10 protein-coding genes and 2 pseudogenes are annotated in these 19,112 nt (G+C 66.8%); 6 read left to right on the top strand and 6 right to left on the bottom strand.

Annotation, left to right across the window (positions count from 1 at the left end; all coding sequences use genetic code 11):
- Positions 1-90 precede the first annotated feature (90 nt).
- The 3 genes and pseudogenes from XarbCFBP7408_RS19960 to hemH all read right to left on the bottom strand — a co-directional run.
- A pseudogene (locus tag XarbCFBP7408_RS19960) lies at positions 91-339 on the bottom strand (hypothetical protein); the annotation flags it as partial.
- 194 nt (positions 340-533) lie between these two features.
- Positions 534-1,385 (bottom strand): alpha/beta fold hydrolase, encoded by an 852-nt coding sequence (locus tag XarbCFBP7408_RS19955; RefSeq protein WP_181106355.1) that lies wholly within the window; start codon positions 1,383-1,385, stop codon positions 534-536.
- 2 nt (positions 1,386-1,387) lie between these two features.
- Complete coding sequence (gene hemH / locus XarbCFBP7408_RS19950) at positions 1,388-2,353, bottom strand: ferrochelatase (protein WP_104564424.1); 966 nt, start codon at positions 2,351-2,353, stop codon at positions 1,388-1,390.
- A 152-nt stretch (positions 2,354-2,505) separates the two neighbouring features.
- On the opposite strand from hemH, the gene XarbCFBP7408_RS19945 reads away from it, so the two are divergent.
- From XarbCFBP7408_RS19945 to tatC, 4 genes are all read left to right on the top strand, one after another.
- Positions 2,506-3,393 carry a lipid-binding SYLF domain-containing protein gene (locus XarbCFBP7408_RS19945; RefSeq protein ID WP_181106337.1) on the top strand — a complete coding sequence of 296 codons (888 nt, stop codon included), beginning with the start codon at positions 2,506-2,508 and terminating at the stop codon, positions 3,391-3,393.
- Positions 3,394-3,466: 73 nt separating this feature from the next.
- Positions 3,467-3,694, top strand: a complete 228-nt coding sequence (gene tatA / locus XarbCFBP7408_RS19940) for a Sec-independent protein translocase subunit TatA (RefSeq protein ID WP_104564422.1) — start codon at positions 3,467-3,469, stop codon at positions 3,692-3,694.
- A gap of 15 nt (positions 3,695-3,709) precedes the next feature.
- Complete coding sequence (tatB, locus tag XarbCFBP7408_RS19935) at positions 3,710-4,342, top strand: Sec-independent protein translocase protein TatB (RefSeq protein ID WP_104564421.1); 633 nt, start codon at positions 3,710-3,712, stop codon at positions 4,340-4,342.
- A complete protein-coding gene (gene tatC, locus XarbCFBP7408_RS19930) occupies positions 4,339-5,076 on the top strand; it encodes a twin-arginine translocase subunit TatC (RefSeq protein WP_039513578.1) in 738 nt (245 codons plus the stop codon). Before tatB ends, tatC begins: the two co-directional genes overlap by 4 nt.
- Positions 5,077-5,335: 259 nt before the next feature.
- On the opposite strand, the gene XarbCFBP7408_RS19925 is transcribed toward tatC, so the two are convergent.
- Together XarbCFBP7408_RS19925 and XarbCFBP7408_RS19920 are read right to left on the bottom strand one after the other, a co-directional pair.
- A complete protein-coding gene (locus tag XarbCFBP7408_RS19925) occupies positions 5,336-6,235 on the bottom strand; it encodes a BPSS1780 family membrane protein (RefSeq protein ID WP_104564420.1) in 900 nt (299 codons plus the stop codon).
- A 45-nt stretch (positions 6,236-6,280) separates the two neighbouring features.
- The gene (locus XarbCFBP7408_RS19920; RefSeq protein WP_104564419.1) at positions 6,281-7,045 is read right to left on the bottom strand and encodes a glutamine amidotransferase; all 765 of its coding nucleotides are present in this window, start codon (positions 7,043-7,045) and stop codon (positions 6,281-6,283) included.
- A gap of 464 nt (positions 7,046-7,509) precedes the next feature.
- Here XarbCFBP7408_RS19920 and xopAD point away from each other — a divergent pair.
- Positions 7,510-15,756 (top strand): annotated as a pseudogene (gene xopAD / locus XarbCFBP7408_RS19910) (XopAD/skwp family type III secretion system effector).
- A gap of 346 nt (positions 15,757-16,102) precedes the next feature.
- On the opposite strand, the gene XarbCFBP7408_RS19905 reads toward xopAD, so the two are convergent.
- Complete coding sequence (locus XarbCFBP7408_RS19905) at positions 16,103-17,917, bottom strand: GspE/PulE family protein (protein WP_104564418.1); 1,815 nt, start codon at positions 17,915-17,917, stop codon at positions 16,103-16,105.
- Between the two features lie 90 nt (positions 17,918-18,007).
- Here XarbCFBP7408_RS19905 and glyQ point away from each other — a divergent pair, with 90 nt between their 5' ends.
- The gene (gene glyQ, locus XarbCFBP7408_RS19900; RefSeq protein WP_104564417.1) at positions 18,008-18,916 is read left to right on the top strand and encodes a glycine--tRNA ligase subunit alpha; all 909 of its coding nucleotides are present in this window, start codon (positions 18,008-18,010) and stop codon (positions 18,914-18,916) included.
- Positions 18,917-19,112: the final 196 nt, after the last annotated feature.

Here is a 19,112-nt window from a genome sequence, read left to right as displayed (position 1 = left end):
CCAAAGCGCACTAGGGATCTCGTTGCGACGTGTCATGCCGGCAATGTTGTCGCCGACTCAACAGAATTCAAGGGTTTTGTTAGCCGCTCTTAGGGAGAAAATAATTAGCAGTAGTGCGCAGGATGTATTGAGTAGGAGAAAAAACCCGAATTCGGACCAAGGCATTCTTCCGTTCCTCAGGCCCGAGGCCAGTGGAATGAAGATTCCGAAGAGAGCCAGGCCCGATACAACGATCATGAGTTCGGTTGTTGCATAAAAGACCGTCATGCCGAACCCTCCGGCATCGAAGATGTCGTAAGAGAAGAAGTCGTATTCGGACATTAGGATGACGAACAGTATTCTGGAATAGGCAACAATGAACACAAACAGCGCCAGCATCCAGGTTGCGATTAGCTTCGCTGTTTCTACCCAATGCCGGTGAGTGCTTTGAACGTTCTCGGTCATTTGTAGCTTGGTCTCCTTTCCGTGGTGGAGTTTCCATCTTTCGTTTTGCCAGCTGGCGAGCTTAATATTTTTCGAATTTGCAAGCGCTCTCAAGTTCGATTTAAAAACCCATTGATCACCGCCGCCACCGCGTCCGGTGCTTCCATGTGCACATGGTGGATGCCCGGCAACAACTGCAGGCGTGCATCGCGCATCAGCGCCACGCGGTGATCGCGCAATGTATCGGGGAAATACACCTGCGCCGGCGTGGCGAAGATGGCCTGGGTCGGGCAGGCGATGGAGGCCAGCAGCACGTCGATCTGCGCTTCGGTCATGCGGATGGCGGTGGGCAAGGTCAGGCGCGGGTCGCTGCACCAGCTGTAGCCGCCTTCGACCGCGCAGACCCCGCGCTCCACCAGCAGCCGCGCGGCCGGTTCGGTGAGCTGGTCGGCCATCATGCGGGCGCGCACCGGCATCTCCATCGACGGAAACACCCGCAACGGCCGCTGCGCCAGCGTGCGTGCCGATGTCACCGCATCGCGCAGGCGGGTGGCGGTGCTTTCGACCGGCTCGGCCAGTGCGCCCAAGGCCTCGATCGCGATCAAGGCGTCCACGCGTTCGGGCGCCGCAGCGGCCAGCAGGCTGGCGACGCCACCGCCCAGCGAGTGGCCGAGCACGCTGAAGCGCTCCCAGCCCAGCGCATCGGCTACCTGCAGCAGAATCGCGATCGTGCTGCTGAGCGTGTAGTCGGCGCCGGTCGGCAGCCACGCGCTATGGCCGTGACCGGGCAGATCTAGCAACACCAGATCCAGGTCCTGCGCGTGCAGATGCGCGCTCAGCGGCAGGAAGCTGGCGGCATTGTCGAGCCAGCCATGCAGCGCCAGCACCCGGCGCGGGCCACGTTCGGGGTTGCGCAGCCCGGTGACCCGGCCGATCGCCAGCTCGCACGCAAACGGCTCCAACCTCACGCGCGCCGGGCCACTGCGGCCAGTGCCTGCGCATGTGCCGGGCTGGCGTTGAGACAGGGGATGTAGCTGAGCGTGGCGCCGCGTTCGGCCAGCGTTTCGGCAAAGCCCAGCGCCACTTCTTCCAGGGTTTCCAGGCAGTCGGTGGCAAACCCCGGGCAGACCAGGTCGAAGCTGCGCACGCCGCCTTCGGCCAGTTTCCACAAGGTCGGTTCGGCATACGGCTGCAACCAGCGTTCCGAACCGAAGCGCGACTGGTAGCCCAGCTGCCAGTCGTCCGCGCCCAGGCCGAGTGCGGCGACGATGGCCTGCGCGCTGCGCTCGCATTGCTGCGGGTACGGATCGCCGGCATTGGCCACGCGCTGCGGCAGGCCGTGGAAGGAAAACATCAGCTTCTCGCTGCGCCCGTGCGCCTGCCAATGCGCACGGATCGAATCGGCGATCGCCGCGACCCAGCCGGCGTCTTCGCAGTAGTCCTGGATCACCTCCACCGCGATCTCCGGCGCGCTCGGACGCCAGGCATCCACCACATCCTGGATCGAGGCGGTAGTGGTGGTCGAGTACTGCGGATACAGCGGCAACACCACGATGCGCCTGATGCCACGTGCGCGCAGCGCGTCCAGCGTCTTGCGTAACGCCGGGGCGCCATAGCGCATGGCCCACTCCACGTGCCAGTCCGGCATGACCTCTTTCAGGCCCTCGGCCAGGCGGCGCGTGTACACCGCCAGCGGCGAGCCGTCCGGCAGCCAGACCTTGGCGTATTTCTCGGCCGACTTGGGCCCGCGGATCGGCAGGATCACCCCGTACAGCAGCGGCTTCCAGAACAGTGGCGGGATCGCAACCACGCGGCGGTCGCTGAGGAACTCGGCCAGGTAGCGGCGCACGGCCGGGGCGGTGGGCGACTCGGGGGTGCCGAGATTGACGACCAGCAGGGCGGTATCGGGGGTGGTGTTCATGCGCACCATTCTGGCAGAGCGCAGCAGTGCTGCCGAGGAGGGCGCATCGATCGCCGCCATCGACCGCCTCTGCCCCCCGGCTGCGCTCACCACCGATTCATTGCGCCACCACTAACGTCGCGCCATTGCTATCTTTGACGGATCGTCCCCTGGAGCTTGTCATGCCTCGTCTGTCGCGCCTGGCCCTGTTGTTGTCGCTGACCTTCGCCGCCGGCCATGCCGTCGCCGGCCCGGAAGAGGACCAGCGCGCGCGTAACGCGGTTCGGGTACTCAACGAGATCATGAAGATTCCCGAGCAGGCCATCCCGGACAAGCTGCTCGACGAGGCGCGCGCCATCGTGGTCATCCCCGACACGCTCAAGGCCGGCTTGGTGATCGGTGGCCGGCGCGGGCACGGCCTGATGTCGATGAAGAATGCCGACGGCAGCTGGTCGCAGCCGGTGTTCGTCAAGCTCACCGGCGGCAGCATCGGCTTCCAGGCCGGCGTGCAGTCCTCCGACGTGGTGCTGGTGTTCCGCAACGACCGCAGCCTGGACAACATCGTCAACGGCAAGTTCACCCTCGGTGCCGATGCCGGCGTGGCCGCAGGTCCGGTCGGGCGCAATGCCGCCGCCGCCACCGACGGCCAGCTCAAGGCCGAAATCTGGTCGTGGTCGCGTGCCCGCGGCCTGTTCGCCGGCGTGGCGCTGGACGGTGCGGTGCTGCAGATCGACGATGCCGCCGACCTCAACGCCTACGGTGGCGGCGCCACCCCGCGCATGATCTTCGAAGGCCGCACCAACGAGCGCCCGTCCACCGACGTGATCGCCTTCCGCGACCGCCTGGAAGAGGCCACCTACACCGCGCGCGCCAATCGCGGTACCGATGGCAGCGCCGACGACGGGGCCAGCGCGCCGCGTCCGGCACCGGCGGCCACCACGCCGCCGCCAGCGGTGAACGAGGCCAGCACCGCGCCGATGCAGCCCAGCACGACGCCACCGCCGCAGCAGGGCTTCCAGCCCGTCTCCGACGGCGAAATCCGCACCGAATCGCTGGACGGCAACCGCTGACAGGCTGTCATCCCCCTGCGCGGTGCGCTGGGGTATCCTGCGTCTTCCTTCTTCTTCAGCAAGCGAGCAGATCATGGGCGGTTTCAGCATTTGGCACTGGCTGATCGTGCTGGTGATCGTGTTGCTGGTGTTCGGTACCAAGCGGCTCACCAGCGGTGCCAAGGATCTCGGCAGCGCGGTCAAGGAATTCAAGAAAGGCATGCACGACGACGACAAGCCGGCCGGCAAGCTCGGTGACGACACCCGCACGGCCGAGCAGGCACGGCAGGCGCAGGCCGAGCGCGATCGCGACGCGCATTGATCCGGAGCGGCGTCGGTGTTTGACATAGGTGTTGGCGAACTGACGCTGATTGCGATCGTCGCCCTGGTGGTGCTCGGTCCCGAGCGCCTGCCCAAGGCGGCCCGGTTCGCCGGGCTGTGGGTGCGCCGTGCGCGCATGCAGTGGGATTCGGTCAAGCAGGAACTGGAGCGCGAGCTGGAAGCCGAAGAGCTCAAGCGCAGCCTGCAGGATGTGCAGGCCTCGCTGCGCGAAGCCGAAGACCAGCTGCGCAACAAGCAGCAGCATCTGGAGCAGGGCGCCCGCGCGCTGCACGACGAGGTTGGGCGCGATATCGATATCCGCAGCCCGGCCACACCGGTTGCGACGCCGCGGGAGCTGGCGCATGCGGATCTGTCGGTCGGGGCAACTGCCACGTCGGCAGCGGGCGCTGCGGATGCGGCCGACGATGAGGCCGCACCGGTCATTGCCCAGGCCCAGCCGATTGCGCCAGCGCCGCATCAAGCGTTGGTACCGGCTCCGCACGACACCGTGGCGCCGGCGCCGCATGCCGCGCATCTCGGCAGCGCCAGCGCCAGCGCGCAGGCCACCACCACGCCGATGGAGCCTGGCCCGCTGAAGGCGCCGACCGAGCCGACCGCGCCGGGCAAGATCCAGGAGAAACAGCCGTGAGCCTGTTCGACGACGCACAGGCCGAAAGCAGTCTGATCGAGCATCTGGTCGAACTGCGCGCGCGCCTGGTGCGTGCCCTGATCGGCCTGGGCGTGGTGCTGCTGGCGTTGCTGCCGTTCTCGCGGGCGATCTATTCGTGGCTGGCCGCGCCGCTGATTTCGCAGCTGCCGCTGGGGCAGACGATGATCGCGATGAATCCGGCCGGCGCGTTCTTCGCACCGCTCAAGCTGACCTTTTTCGTGGCGGTGTTCTTCAGCGTGCCGTGGCTGCTGTACCAGGCCTGGGCCTTCGTGGCGCCGGGCCTGTACCAGCGCGAAAAGAAACTCGCATTCCCGTTGCTGGCTTCGGCGGTGGCGTTGTTCTACATCGGCTGCGCGTTCGCGTATTTCCTGGTGTTGCCGGCGGTGTTCCACTTCCTGACCACGTTCAAGCCGGACGTGATCGCCATTACCCCGGACGCCAATTCCTACCTGGATTTCGTGCTGGCGATCTTCTTCGCCTTCGGTGCCAGTTTCGAGCTGCCGGTGGCGCTGGTGATCCTGGTGCTGCTGGGCTGGGTCAGCCCCAAGCAGCTGAGCGAAGGCCGCGGCTATGCCATCGTCGGCATCTTCATCCTGGCCGCGGTGCTCACCCCGCCGGACGTGGTCTCGCAGCTGATGCTGGCCATCCCGATGTGCCTGCTCTACGAGCTGGGCATCATCGCCTCGCGCGCGGTGGGGCCTAAGCCGGCTTAGCGCCTTGGCTGCAGTCAGGCGCGCCGACGTGCAGGTGCGCACCCCGGACGCAATCACCCACGTAGGAGCGCACCCGGGCGCGACCGGGCTCTCGCGAGGAAAGCTTCGTCGCGCCCGGGTGCGCTCCTACGGGTTGGGGATGGTCAGGCGGCGAACACGTTCGCGCGAGCGTGGGCGTCCCCGGGAAAGCTTCGTCGCGCCCGGGTGCGCTCCTACCGATCAGGGTGTCGTTGTCAGCACATCCCCGGATCAAGGGGGATCAGGCGGCGAACACATCCGGGCGCGAGGGCGGGGCCGGCTGGGCGACGGGGCCTGCATGGGTGAACATCTGCTTCCAGGCGGCGTAGACCGAGCCGGCGAATACCGGCATCAATATCGCCATCAGCAGCAGCTGGGCCAGCCACATCGCCACGGTCTGCCCGGCCACCAGGCCGACGATCAGCGCCACGATCATCACCGCGAAATAGATCGCGAAGATGGCGATGAAGGCCAGCACGAAGAACACCAGCATTGCCGGCAGGTTGTGCAGGCTGGCGCGCAGGCTCTCGCGCAGCGCATGGCCGCCGGTGCTGCGGTCGAACATCACCTGCGGCGGCATCACGAACAGCGCCAGCGTCATCGCCGCGAAGGTGGCGATGGTCAGCAGCAACCACAGCAGGATGCGGCCGGCCGGCAGGCTGGCGGCCAGCTGCTCGATCTGCACCGGGTCCGGCTGCGCGCCGGACTGGCTGATCTGGTTGATCTTGATCATCACCTCGGACAACTGCTGCAGCCCGCTGGCGCCGATCATCACCAGCAGCAGCACGCCCAGCAGCAGGCCGGCGATCAGCTGCGGCAGCAGCGACACCAGCAGATGCGGCGCGCGGCCGTCCTGCAGGCCGTGCAGCAGATGCGACGGCTTGGCGATGCGGCCTTGGTCGACCTCGCGGATCGCCCACAGCAGGCCGCCCATGAACAGCGGGCCGGCCAGCACCAGCAGGAACCGCAGGGCCGGGCCCAGCAGCGGCACCAGCACCGACAGCGACACCACCAGGGTGGCCGCCACGCTCCAGATCACTCCCAGCGAGCCAAGCGCCAGTGGCGCCCGCTTCAACAGCGAGAAACCGGTCAACAGCCATTCTGCGCCGGCAGACGCCGGCACCTTGCGGATTTCGCTCATTCCCATTCCGGATCGATACGCACCGGACCATCCGGCGTGGCGCGATTATCGCTGCTTTTGCGTGTGTGCGGCGGGATGAGCGGTCACTGTTTGCAGGCCGCGTGCGTGACGCACGAACCGGCGCAGCAGTTTGCGGGCGATCGGCGCGGCGGTGACCTCGCGGGCGACCGTGCGGGCGCAACGGCCGTGGCGGGCAATGCAGTCCGCGCGGGCCTGGACGTAGCCGCGCATGTGGTGGGTGGCGAACTCCGGGTGGAATTGCAAACCCCAGGTGGCCCGGCCCCAGCGGAACGCATGGCAGCGGTCCTGGCGCGAGTGTGCCAGCACGACGGCGCCGTCCGGGGCGCGCACCACCGTCTGCAGATGGGTGGCATGGGCCGGGAACTGCGCCGGCAGGCCGGTGAACAACGGGTCCTGCCCGGCTGGCGGATGCAGTTCCAGCGCGATGGTGCCCGACTCGCGCCCGGCCGGGTTGTAGTCGACCTCGCCACCCAGCGCATGCGCCAGCAGTTGATGCCCATAGCAGATGCCCAGCAGCGGCATGCCCTGGTGCGCGGCATCGCGCAGCCAGCCGGCGCTGCGTTCGCTCCAGTCGGCACGGTCGGTGACGAAGGCGGCCGAGCCGCTGACGATGATGCCCGCAAAGTCGGCGGGGTCAGGCAGCGCATCGCCATTGGCGACGTCGATGGCCACCGTTTCATGCTCGGCCAGCCCCGCCGCCACGCGGATCCAGTGCTGAAACCGGCCGTATCGCTTCATCTCCGGCACGGGTTGCCCGGTTTCGAGGATCAGGAACGGCAAAACGGACATGCGCGAAGATCCGGACACGACAGATGTGCCCGATTGTAGGCGGCGGGGACGGTTTTGTTTCAAACGGCGCGCCCCTGTGGGTCCTGTGCGTCATTGCCGAATGACATGTGCTGATTCCCTCTCGCCTGAATGAAGGTGGGTGACGGGGCCGCCTGCTGTGGCATGGCTTGTATATCGGCAGAAAAACGCACGACTGGACTGCCAGGGCCTTTGCGCCTTCGTGGTGGTCAGGTCGAGGCGAGTTCGGCAGGATTCGAGTAAAAACCGTCGAATCGGGCCTAACTATCCGAGTCCTGTGCCCGATGGCTGCAGAATACGTCGCCGTGCCGGCGTGCTGCATCCCATGCGTTCAATCCATGCAATGTGTTGGGGGCCATTAGCCCAACGCACAGCGGGCGTCGCACACTTCGTCGGCGCTTCGGATTGAAGAAGTCGCTCGTGGGCAGAGTGACTAAACTTCGGGCATGAAAACCCATGCCACCAATCCAAATTCGTTACGCACAAACTTGCCTTACGCTCATGAGGAGAAGCCCAGGCTAGCCGAGCATCAGGCAACAGCCAGCACCAGGGACAATCGTCACCCCCTTGGACACCCGCCTAGCAAACGGCGGCGGGTAGAGTCGGACGACCCTGGGGCGTCGACGCGACACGGGCAGCCCTCTGCCATAAAAAAAAAACGAGCGAACCGAAACCGAGCGGCGCCCGGGCAAATTGCCCGCCGACGTCAGCGTTGCCTCGTCGCATCGTCGGCCACAACGACCAACGCATGATGGTTTGGAGGCGAGGGTAAATCTTCGATCGACCGAACAGCAGTCCGACCGGATCGCAGGAAAACGACCGCGCGAAGAGCAAGAACCCTATCGGCAGCCAAAGCGGCCAATCCATGGCGTGAGGTTGACGACGGCGGAGCTTCGCACGGCCGAAGATCAGCTGGACCCGGCCGCAAAAAAACGGCTGCAGTCGCAGCGACAGCAGCAGTGGCGACAGTTGAGCGAGCCGCACGGGATCGCTGCGAACCACAACGCCGGCCTGTGCGTGTCCATGGCATATGACAACGAATTGGCGCATTGCGTGCGTGGCCGGATGGCTTTGCCCTTCCTTGAAGAGAGTGTGCATGCGCAAGTCAACGCGAGTCGGCTCGACAAGTACCTTCGGCTGGTTGCCATCGCACGGCGCGACAGGTGGGCAACGCCCCGCGATCTCGATCGTTGCATCGAGCTTGCAGCACACTATCTCTCAGAGACAGGGTGGTTCGAAGGTGCATCGCTGGCGCAGCTGGCGCATGTGGGCAACAAGCTGAGCAAGCACCCGAACCAGCCCGCATGCATGGAGGCAATCGCATGGATCGCCGGAGAGCTCACGCAGGCCGATGATCTGGTGGGGCTGGGAGGCTATCTGTCACTTCTGCTTCTGAATGCCTTCTCGAAGAATGTCGACAGCGGCCGGTGTGAACGCGCGGTGGCGCGTTTGGCACGTCATCTGCAGCGTGACGACCACACCCGACAGACTCTGAGTGCGCAGAACATCAGCCTGGCACTCAATGCCTTCAGCAGGTGGTCCGATAACCCGGACTGCCAGGCGATGGCGCACCGGTTTGCCGCGCTTGTCGCCAGCGACAATCGCCTGCGTTGCGCCATGGACGCCCAGAGCGTGGCGACCGCGCTCAACGCCCTGTGCAAATGGCCCGACACGCCGGACTGCGGGAATGCCGTCAGCGCGCTCGCCGAGCGGTTGGCCGACGAGTCCAGATTGCGCAAGGAACTGAAGCCGCAAGAACTGGGAAATGCGCTCAACGCCCTGAGCAAATCGGCCGACACCCCGGTCTGTGCGGCGGTCGCCAGTGCGCTGGCCGAGCGGCTGGCCGACGACCCCGAGTTGTGCAGGGCCCTAAACGCGCGAGGCCTGTCCAACGCGCTCAACGCCCTGAGCAAATGGCCCGACAACCAGGTCTGTGCGGCCGCCGTCAGTGCGCTGGCAGGGCGGGTTGCCGACGACCCCGAGCTGCGCAAGGACCTGGACCCGCAAGGCGTGTCCAATGTACTCAACGCGCTGAGCAAATGGCCCGACACCCCGGTCTGTGCCGCCGCCGCCAGTGCGCTGGCCGAACGCGTGGTGGACGATCCCGAATTGCGCAAGGATCTGGACCCGCAAGGCGTGGCCAACGCGCTCAACGCGCTGGGCAAATGGCCGGACATACCGAGCTGTGGGCAGGCCGCCAGCGCGCTGGCCGGGCGGCTGGCCCACGATCCCGAGCTGTGCAAGGCCCTGGACCCGATCAACGTGACCCAAGCGCTGGACGCGCTGAGCAAATGGCCGGATACACCGATCTGTGGGCAGGCCGCCAGCGCGCTGGCCGGGCGGCTGGCCCACGAGAGGAGGTTGCGCAAGGCCCTCAAGCCGCAAGAAGTGGTCATCGCGCTCCATTCCCTGAGCAAATGGCCCAACACGCCGATCTGCGCGGACGCCGCCAGCGCGCTCGCCGAGCGGCTGGTCGACGAGCCCCAGTTGCGCAAGGCGCTCGACGCACAGCAAGTTGTCACCACGCTCAAAGCCTTGAGCAAATGGCCTGACAAGCAGGTCTGTGCGGTTGCCGCCAGCACGCTGGCCGAGCGCCTGGCCGACGAGCCCCAGTTGCGCAAGGACCTGGACCGGGAAGGTGTGGTCATCGTGCTTAACGCGTTGAGCAAGTGGCCGGACACGGCGGTTTGTGCGGAGGCCGTCAACGCGCTGGCCGAGCGGCTGGTCGACGAGCCCGGCCTGCGCAACGAACTTGGCCCGATCGACGTGACCAACGTCTTGAACGCCTTGAGTAAATGGCCGGGCGCCGAGGTCTGTGCGGACGCCGCCCGCAAGCTTGCAGGGCGCCTGGTCGGCGATTCCCTGTTACGCAAGGCCTTCAATGCACTAGACGTGGCCAACGCGCTCAATGCCTTGAGCAAATGGCCTGACACCCCGGTCTGTGCAGCCGCTGCCAGTGCGTTGGCCGAGCGGCTGGCCGCCGATCCCGGGTTACGCAAGGATCTCAATCCATTGGACGTGGCCAATGCGCTCAATGCCCTGAGCAAATGGCCCGGCACGCGGGTCTGTGCGGCCGCTGCCAGCGCACTGGCCGCACGGGTGCCCGCCGAACCCAGGTTGCGCCAGGCCTTCGACGCGCAGCAAGTGGCCACCGCGCTCAATGCCCTGTGCAAATGGCCCGACAACCAGGCCTGTGCGGCCGCCGCCAACACGCTGGCCGAGCGGCTGATACACGAGCCCGATGTGCGCGACGCGCTCAAGCCGCGAGAAGTGATCAACGCGCTTAACGCCCTGAGCAAATGGCCAGACATGCCGGCCTGTGCCGCCGCGGCGAGCGCCTTGGCCGCAGGGGTGGCCGACGATCCCAGGTTGCGCCAGGCCTTCGACGCGCAGCAAGTGGCCACCGCGCTCAACGCCTTGAGCAAATGGCCCGACAACGCGGCCTGTGCGGCGGCCGCCGGCGCGCTGGCTGAGCGGTTGGCCGACGAGCCCGCGTTACGCCAGGCCCTGACGGCGTATGGCGTGGCCATCGCGCTCAACGCCCTGAGCAAATGGCCCAACATGTCGGTCTGTGCGGCCGCCGCCAGTGTGCTGGCCGAGCGGCTGGTCGACGATCCCGCGTTACGCCAGGCCCTGAGCGAGCATCGCGTGGGCACCGTGCTCAACGCGCTGAGCAAATGGCCGGACATACCGGTCTGCGCGGCTGTCGTCGACGCGCTGGCCGCACGGCTGGCCAACGATCCCGGGTTGCGCGGGGATCTGGATCCGCAAGGCGTTGGCAACGCACTCAACGCCCTGAGCAAGTGGCCCAACGTGCCGGCCTGCGCGGCCGCCGCCAGCGCGCTGGCCGAGCGGCTGACCAACGACGCCGGCTTGCGTCATGCCTTGGCCCCGATCGACGTGAGCCAAGCGCTCAATGCCCTGAGCAAATGGCCCGGCACGCCAGCCTGCGAGAGCGCCATCGACGTCTTGGCGGCGACGCTGGCCGACGGTCCCGATTTGCGCAAGGCCCTGAACCCGCAAGACGTGGCCGTGGCGCTCAACGCGCTGAGCAAATGCCTCGCCCGGCCGGCGTGCCAGTCGGCATTCGTGCTGCTCGCCGAGCGCGCAGGCTCGGCCGAGCTGCCCTGGCGGCAGTTCCAGATGCGGGGATCGCGGTGTTGGCCAACGCGATGTCCCGGCTGTCGCATCTGGACGAAGAGGACGATGAGCAGTTCCGGACCCTGGGTGTCGCCAAGCTGCAGGCGATGGCCGGGCACCTGGACGTGCACCGCGAGCGGTTTGCGTCCGCGTCGGCCGGCGATATCGGTGTGCTCTTCAAGGCCCTTGCATCGGCGCGGCTTGAGCGCCAAATGCGTTCGCTGGGACAGCCGGCACTGGAGCAGGTGTCGGCCCTGATCGGGGACGATGGATTACGCCAGACCAGCCTTGAGGGGATCGGCAGCCTCTGCATGGGACTGTTGCCGTTTATCCGCAGCCCGGAGCTCAGGCCCCGCCGTCGGGTCCAGGCATTGCACGTGTTCAATACGTTGCAGCCCATCGTCGCGCGCAAGATCGACCTGTACCTGGGCGACGACTGCGCGCGCGCGTCGGCCGGCATCGAACAGCATGCAACGCGCTGCCCGGCGCTGACCTTCTACCAGGTGCTCAAGGCCTACGCGGTGGTGAGCCGGCAATGGAAAGCGCGCCATCTTGACGGCCCGCGCAAGCAACTGCGCCAGCGCCGCGAGGAATTGGTGAAGTGGGTGGACCTGACACTGGCGCGCACGCGCGAGGCCATCGAGACGGACCTGGGCGAGATGAGCTGGAACCTGATCGCGCAGATCGAGGCCGGCGAGCAGGTGTTCGACCCCCTGGACCTGCGCATGGCCAAGGACGCGCCGACGATTACCCAGGCCCATCCGCCGACCCGCTTCGACCTGGACAGTGGGCGCTTGAGCATGTCCTCGGTTCCCGGCCGGCCGGTGGCGCCGGCGCCCGGCCGCGGCAGCACGACCCATGTGGTGGTCGATCTGGTGGGCAAGGAGCTGTCGACCAACCGGTCCGAATCGGACAAGCCGTATTCGCTGTTTGCGCGCCTGACCGGGTTGCCGCTGGTGGAGGTGCAATTGCCTGGTGAGCTATCGACCTTCATGCTCGCGCGGACGTTCAACTACAACGGCGAGCCCTGGCGCTTCGACATGTTCGGCGGCAGTCGCGCCGCGCGCAGCAAATCCGGTAGCCACAGCCCGGTGCTGTCCCAACGCAAGGAGTCGGCGTCGCTGTTGCCGGCATTCCGCTATGCCGACACCGCCCCGGGCAGCAGCCTGATGCAGCTTGCCGCCAAGCTCGCTCCGCAACGCGAGGACTGGTCGCGCATGCAGCGCTCGCTGCTGGAGATGGTGCCGAACGACCATGTCGTGGAGGGCACGCTGCGCCTGGGCGTGTTGGATGACGTCGAGGGCCCTGCGCATCCGTTCAAGCCGTTGGCCGTGGATGGCACTGCCCTGGCGTTGTGTCCCAACGATGGCTGCGGCTTTCTGAAACTGGAGGTGGCCTTGTCCATCCCCGCCTTCCGCAAGCATTACGAGGCCTGGCACGCGGTGCAGGCGAACCAGGCCACCGAGGAGCAGCGCGATCTGGTGGCCAAGGACAAGGGTCCTTCGATGATGCCAGCGCAGGCCTTGCAGCATTACCCGCGCGATGCGGCGGCGCTGGAAGAGGCGCATGCGGCAATGCAGGACCGGCTGCAGACACTGGAGCCGACAGGCGATGATCCCCTGTGGATGTACAGGCCGCTCATCGGCGGTGGCTACCAGGGCCAGCGGGTGCGGGCGGTGCCTTCGGCCGACGACAAGGTGCATCTGCCGCAGCAGCGCAGCCAGGCCTTCGATGTCGCGGGCGGCCCGTTGCTGCTCGGCAAGCCTCCCTACGACAAGGAAAATCTGCTGCCGGTGCCGGAGCAGCGCATCGCCACCGTGGCCAAGGGCGACGCCACCGCCGCGTTCCTCTCCCAGTGCTTCGGCATTCAGTACAGCTACACCGGTTTCGATGATCGTTCCGGCGTCGATCCGCAGATGCTGCACAGCAAGGGCATGCTGGTGGTGGTGCCCGAGCAGCAGTGGCCGGCCGCGTTCAGCGACACCGACCTGGCCTGTTCCAAGGAAGATCTGAAGACGCTGTCGTGCTGGACAAACGGCCGCGACCGCGGTGCCTTGCCGCGCGACATCCTGAGCACCGGCAGCCTGCGGCTCAAGGACATCGTCGAGCCCGGGCGCCTGGGCGCACTGCCGATTGACGAGTTGCGCAAACGCAACATGGACACCGACGGCGACGACGCCTTCATCTACGCAGGCTATCCAAAGCTGGCCGCGCTGATTTCACGGGTGATGGTGGATCGCCAGGCCCGGCGCGGCCAGCAACAGTCCTTCAAGCCACCGAAGACGGCCACCCCGGCCATCGTCCCGGTCAGTGGCCAGTACCAGCCCGGGCGGCTGGCCGAGATCATGTCCCTCAAGCGCGGTCAGCGCATCACCACGGCGGCCGCTACGCTGGCGACGCGCTTCATGGCGCAACCGGACGAACTGCGCGAAGCGATGGCGCGCGACATGATGTTCGGCACCTACGATGGCATCGAGCGCGAGTTGCGCAACGGTTTGCGCGAGCTGCTCGAAGAGCAGGTCCGCGATCCCCAGGTGTTGGCCACGCTGCGCGTGCAGGCGCGCGAGGCGATCGAACGCGCGCACCTGCCCGAGGCACGCCAGGCGGCCGCGTTGCTGCACGCGCAGCTGCTTGCGCTTGAGACGGACCCGGCCGCCGACAGCGCCGCGCCGGCGTTGCCCGAGGCCCTGGCTGAGGCGTTTCCCAGCCTTGCCAAGGCCTACGAGGCCGCCTCTGGCGTCGACGCGCGCATCCACGCCATTCTGGACAACTACCCGGTGTGCCGGCTGTCGCATGCACAGTTCCCGGACGGGCAACCCGGGCTCATCCCTGGCGAGCCGGAACTGACCATACGCAACCTGTTCACCATCGCGATCAAGGTCGGCACCGATGCGCTGAAGTCCGACACCGGCACGGCACTGTTCGCCAAGATCGTGGAGGCCTGCGAACGGTCCGAGCGGGGCTTCGTCGAGCGGGTCCGCAGCGTGCCCTACAGCAGGGCGACCGCCCGGGCCATGCAGGACGGGCGCTTCAATCCCGAACAGACCAAGCTGCTGCTGCAGCGCATGCCGTCGATGGCCGCTGGCGTCATGGAAGACGCGCTTGAGGCACTACAGCAGGCCGGCTGGATCGACCGGCCGCCGCCGCCGGCCGAGCGGCTGCGCGCCGTGCAGCCGCAGGACATTGAGGTAGAGGCACAGGCCTTGCTCTGGCGCGCTCGCCAGATGGAGCCGCAGGTCACCGACATGCTGCAACGCATTGCCGCACGCCATGGTGGGCAACTGGCGGGCACGCAGCATCAACTGAAGTCATACAGCTCGTTGCAGGAAAAGCTCAAGCAGCGGGTGGCGTTGAAGAAGCAGACGTTGGAAGAGGCGGCAGCCAGCGTCAACGACGCGCTGCGCTACAGCGTGGTGCTGGAACCGCAGGACTTTACCGCCGGCCTGCGCGCCGTGCTGGCCGCACTGGACGATCAGGGCCATGCACGGGTCAAGCTGACCAATCAATTCACCGACTACCCGCGCTCCTTCAAGGCCATCAATGTCACGCTGCGCAGCCCTGAGGGTGCGCTGTGGGAGATCCAGTTCCATACGCCGGAGACCTTCGCGCTCAAGGAGCGCTTCCACGATCTGTACAAGCGCAGATATGCGCTGGCGCTTGGCGGTGCGTCGGGGGCCGAGCAGCGCGAGCTGCAGGCGCCGGCGCTGGAGGCCTTCAAGCGCGTAGCCTCGCCGCCAGGGTGCGAGGAGATCGAAGACTGGCAGGAAGAGACCGTGCCGACATTGGCAAGCACATCGTCGGCGCTCGCCTCCGAACAGACCCCCGTCAATGCGGACGCATCGCCGGCACACAGCATGTTCAACGCCGCCACAGGCAAGCAAGCGTCGCTGACGCCGGTGCTCAACACGCTGGCCGAGGGCTTGGGTGCGCGGCTCTGGGGCAACGTGCGCTACAACGCCAAGCAGGGCCGGATCGAGCAGGTGCAACAGGCTCCGTTCCAGAAATCGGTCGCCTCGATCAAGGACAAGATTCGGCGCCATCTGCGCGCCGGCATGACAGCAGAACAGGCTACGCAGAGCGTAGGCGATGCGCTGCGCTATGCGCTCGAGTTGCCGTCCGAGGGTTTCGTGGCGAAGGTGCAGGCGGCCCAGGACGCACTGCGTCGGCAAGGGATGACGTGCGTGAAGCTGCAGAACTACTTTACCTCAGGAGACGGCACCTATCGGGGCATCAATGCCAGCTTCACCGATGCCGAGGGCTACGCGTTTGAAGTGCAGTTTCACACCGCCGAGAGCTTCAACGCCAAGGCGCAAACGCATCTGTTGTACAAGCGGATGCAGTTTGCGCAGACACGACTCGACAAGGAGCGGCAAAAACCTCAGACCGATCCGGTCAGGCAGGCAAATCTGACGCAGGAAATCGCAGGGCACAGAAAGGCGATGCACGAGATGACAGCTAACGTGAGCAAGCCCGCCCACATCGAGCGTCTTGGGGCCGCGCATGAGGACCAATCAACGCGACGTCGCGAAACTGCGGCTCTCAAGAGGGTTTAGCTGTGAGCCAGACGACATCTCCGCCCTAAAGGCATGAGCGCCGAGTTCCGCTGGTGCGGGAACATCAAGCGCGTGTGGCTCGCAGGAGCGGGCGAATGAGTCGATCGCCGTCATGGCGATCGACCGCGACGTGTGCGAGAACGGCGTGCAAACCGGATGTGTCGCATGCGTGCATGCCAAGCAACCGTGTGCCTGAGCGAACACGAGCGATCGGCAGGGATCGGTCCTGCTGTCAGCAGAGACGTTTTCAACCGATCCCTGCCGGCCCTCGACGCCTCGCGGCGTCGAAGGTCCTCTACGGATCATGCACGCGCAAGCGGCGTGGTCGTCAGGACGAAGGACTCGTCTATTCCGGTGGCGGCAACACCGACAGCACCTCTTCGATGGTCGTCAGCCCGGCGGCGACCTTCTCCAGGCCGGTGCGGCGCAAGGTGCGCAGGCCTTCGCCGCGGGCGGCGTGGCTGAAGCTGGCCAGTTCGGTGTCCGGGCGGATCAGGGTGCGCAGGCGCGGGGTGACCGGCAGCAGTTCGTACAGGCCCACCCGGCCCAGGTAGCCGGTGCGGCGGCATTCCAGGCAGCCGACCGGCGCGTGCACGTTCAGCACCTCCGGCAGCGCTTCGCCCGGCTCGCGGATCGCCGCCCACGCATCGTCGCTGAGCGTCTGCGGGCGCTTGCAGTGCACGCACAGGGTGCGCACCAGCCGCTGCGCCAGCACGCCGTTGAGCGTGGACGCCACCAGGTAATGCGGCACGCCCAGGTCGAGCAGGCGGGTGATCGCCGAGGCGGCATCGTTGGTGTGCAGCGTGGACAGCACCAGATGCCCGGTGAGCGAGGCCTGCACCGCCATCTGCGCGGTCTCCAGGTCGCGGATTTCGCCGATCATGATGATGTCCGGGTCCTGGCGCAGCAGCGTGCGCACGCCGCTGGCGAAATCCAGGTCGATGTTCTGCTGCACCTGCATCTGGTTGAACTCGGGCGCGATCATCTCGATCGGGTCCTCCACGCTGCACACGTTCACGTCCGGCGTGGCCAGGCGCTTGAGCGTGGAATACAGCGTGGTGGTCTTGCCCGAGCCGGTCGGGCCGGTGACCAGCACGATGCCGTGCGGGCGCTCGACCAGCGCGCTCCAGCCGGCGGCCTCTTCCGGGCTGAAGCCGAGCTGCTCGATGCTCTTGAACGCCGAATCCGGGTCGAAGATGCGCATCACGCACTTCTCGCCGAACGCGGTGGGCATCGTGGACAGGCGCATTTCCACCTCGCGCCCGCCCGGCGACCGCGTCTTGATGCGGCCGTCCTGCGGGCGGCGGCGTTCGGCCAGGTCCATGCGGCCGAGCACCTTGATGCGGCTGACCACCGCGGTCATCACCGACGGCGGCACTTCCAGCACCTTGTGCAGCACCCCGTCGATGCGGAAGCGCATGCGCCCGGCCTCGCGACGCGGCTCCAGATGGATGTCGCTGGCCCGCTGTTCGTAGGCGTACTGCAGCAGCCAGTCGACGATATGCACGATGTGGTGGTCGTCGGCATTGACGTCGCCGGCGCGGCCCAGTTCCACCAGCTGCTCGAAACTGGGCAGGCCGGCACCCGGTTCGGCGCTGCGCACATCCCCGCGCGCGCCGCGCACCGACTGGGTCACGCCGAAGAACTCCATCGTGTAGCGATGCAGGTCCAGCGGGTTGATCAGCGCCAGCTCGATGCGGCGCCGGCTTAAGTGCTGCACGTCGGCCAGCCATTCCAGCGCCAGCGGCTCGCTGGTGGCGATCAGCACGCGCTCGGCATCCAGCGCCAGCGGCAGGATGCGGTGGCGGCGCGCATACGCATGCGAGACCACGCCGGTGACCGCGGCCACGTCGATGCGGGTGGGATCGATGCGCAGATAGCGCAGGCCGGTGCGGGTGGCCAGCCATTCGGTCAGCCGTTCCAGCCCGAGTTCGCCGGCCGGCGGCTGCGCGGCATGCAGCTTGAGATTGGCCAGCAGCACCAGCGGATGCACCTCGCTGGCATTGCGCACGCCGGCGGCGGAGAACTGCACGCGCTCGTGTTCGTGCGGCACCACCATGCCATCGGCGAGCAACGCGGCCGCCACCGGGTCGAACATCAACCGGCCGCGCGGCAGGATCGCCGCTGCGCTGTCTGGATCGGCCGTACGCCGCTGTTCCATGTTCGATGTTCCCCTGCGGCGGTGCTCCGCGGCAAAGCGCTGCGGGTCGGCCGGTATACTAGCGCACCCCTTCCGCACGGCCTTTGCTGCATGTCCGATTCCCGGCGCGTTCCAATCACTTTCCAGGGCCTGATCCAGACCCTCAACCAGTACTGGGCCGAGCAAGGCTGTGTGCTGATCCAGCCGCTGGACCTGGAAGTGGGCGCAGGCACGTTCCATCCGGCCACCTTCCTGCGCGCGCTGGGACCGGAGCCGTGGAATGCGGCCTACGTGCAGCCCTCGCGCCGCCCCACCGACGGCCGCTACGGCGAAAACCCCAACCGCCTGCAGCGCTACTACCAGTACCAGGTGGCGATGAAGCCCAACCCGGACAACATCCAGGACCTGTACCTGGGGTCGCTCAAGGCCCTGGGCATCGATCCGCTGGTGCACGACCTGCGCTTTGTCGAGGACAACTGGGAATCGCCGACGCTCGGCGCCTGGGGCCTGGGCTGGGAAGTCTGGCTCAACGGCATGGAAGTCACCCAGTTCACCTACTTCCAGCAGGCCGGCGGACTGGAGTGCAAGCCGGTGCTGGGCGAGATCACCTACGGGCTGGAACGGCTGTGCATGTACCTGCAGAGCTGCGACAACGTCTACGACCTGGTATGGACCTACGGCCCGGACGGCACGCCGGTGAGCTACGGCGATGTCTATCACCAGAACGAGGTGGAGCAGAGCGCCTACAACTTCGCGCATGCCAACGTGGCCGAGCTGTTCCATCGCTTCGACGCCTGCGAAGCCGAAGCCAGGCATCTGGTCGAGGTCGGCCTGCCATTGCCGGCCTACGAACAGGTCACCAAGGCCAGCCACGCGTTCAACCTGCTGGATGCGCGCCGCGCGATCAGCGTGACCGAACGCCAGCGCTACATCCTGCGCGTACGCGCGCTGGCGCAGGGCGTGGCGCAGGCGTACTACGCCCAGCGCGAGAAGCTGGGCTTTCCCGGAGTAAAGCAGTAACCAAAGCCCCTCTCCCCCCGGGAGAGGGGTTGGGGTGAGGGGACGAGGCGCAGCCCTCGTGCACTCAAACTCCACGGCGCTTCGCCGGTACCCTCATCCGCCCCTTCGGGGCACCTTCTCCCGAGGGGGAGAAGGAAGCAACAAGCCCCTCTCCCGTCGGGAGAGGGGTTGGGGTGAGGGTACGGGGCGGAGGCCT

It is taken from the genome of Xanthomonas arboricola pv. guizotiae (genome assembly GCF_002940205.1).
GTDB classification, from domain to species: Bacteria; Pseudomonadota; Gammaproteobacteria; order Xanthomonadales; family Xanthomonadaceae; genus Xanthomonas; species Xanthomonas arboricola_C.
The sequence above is the reverse complement of the archived record's forward strand: the minus strand, read 5'-3'. Positions and strand labels throughout refer to the sequence as shown.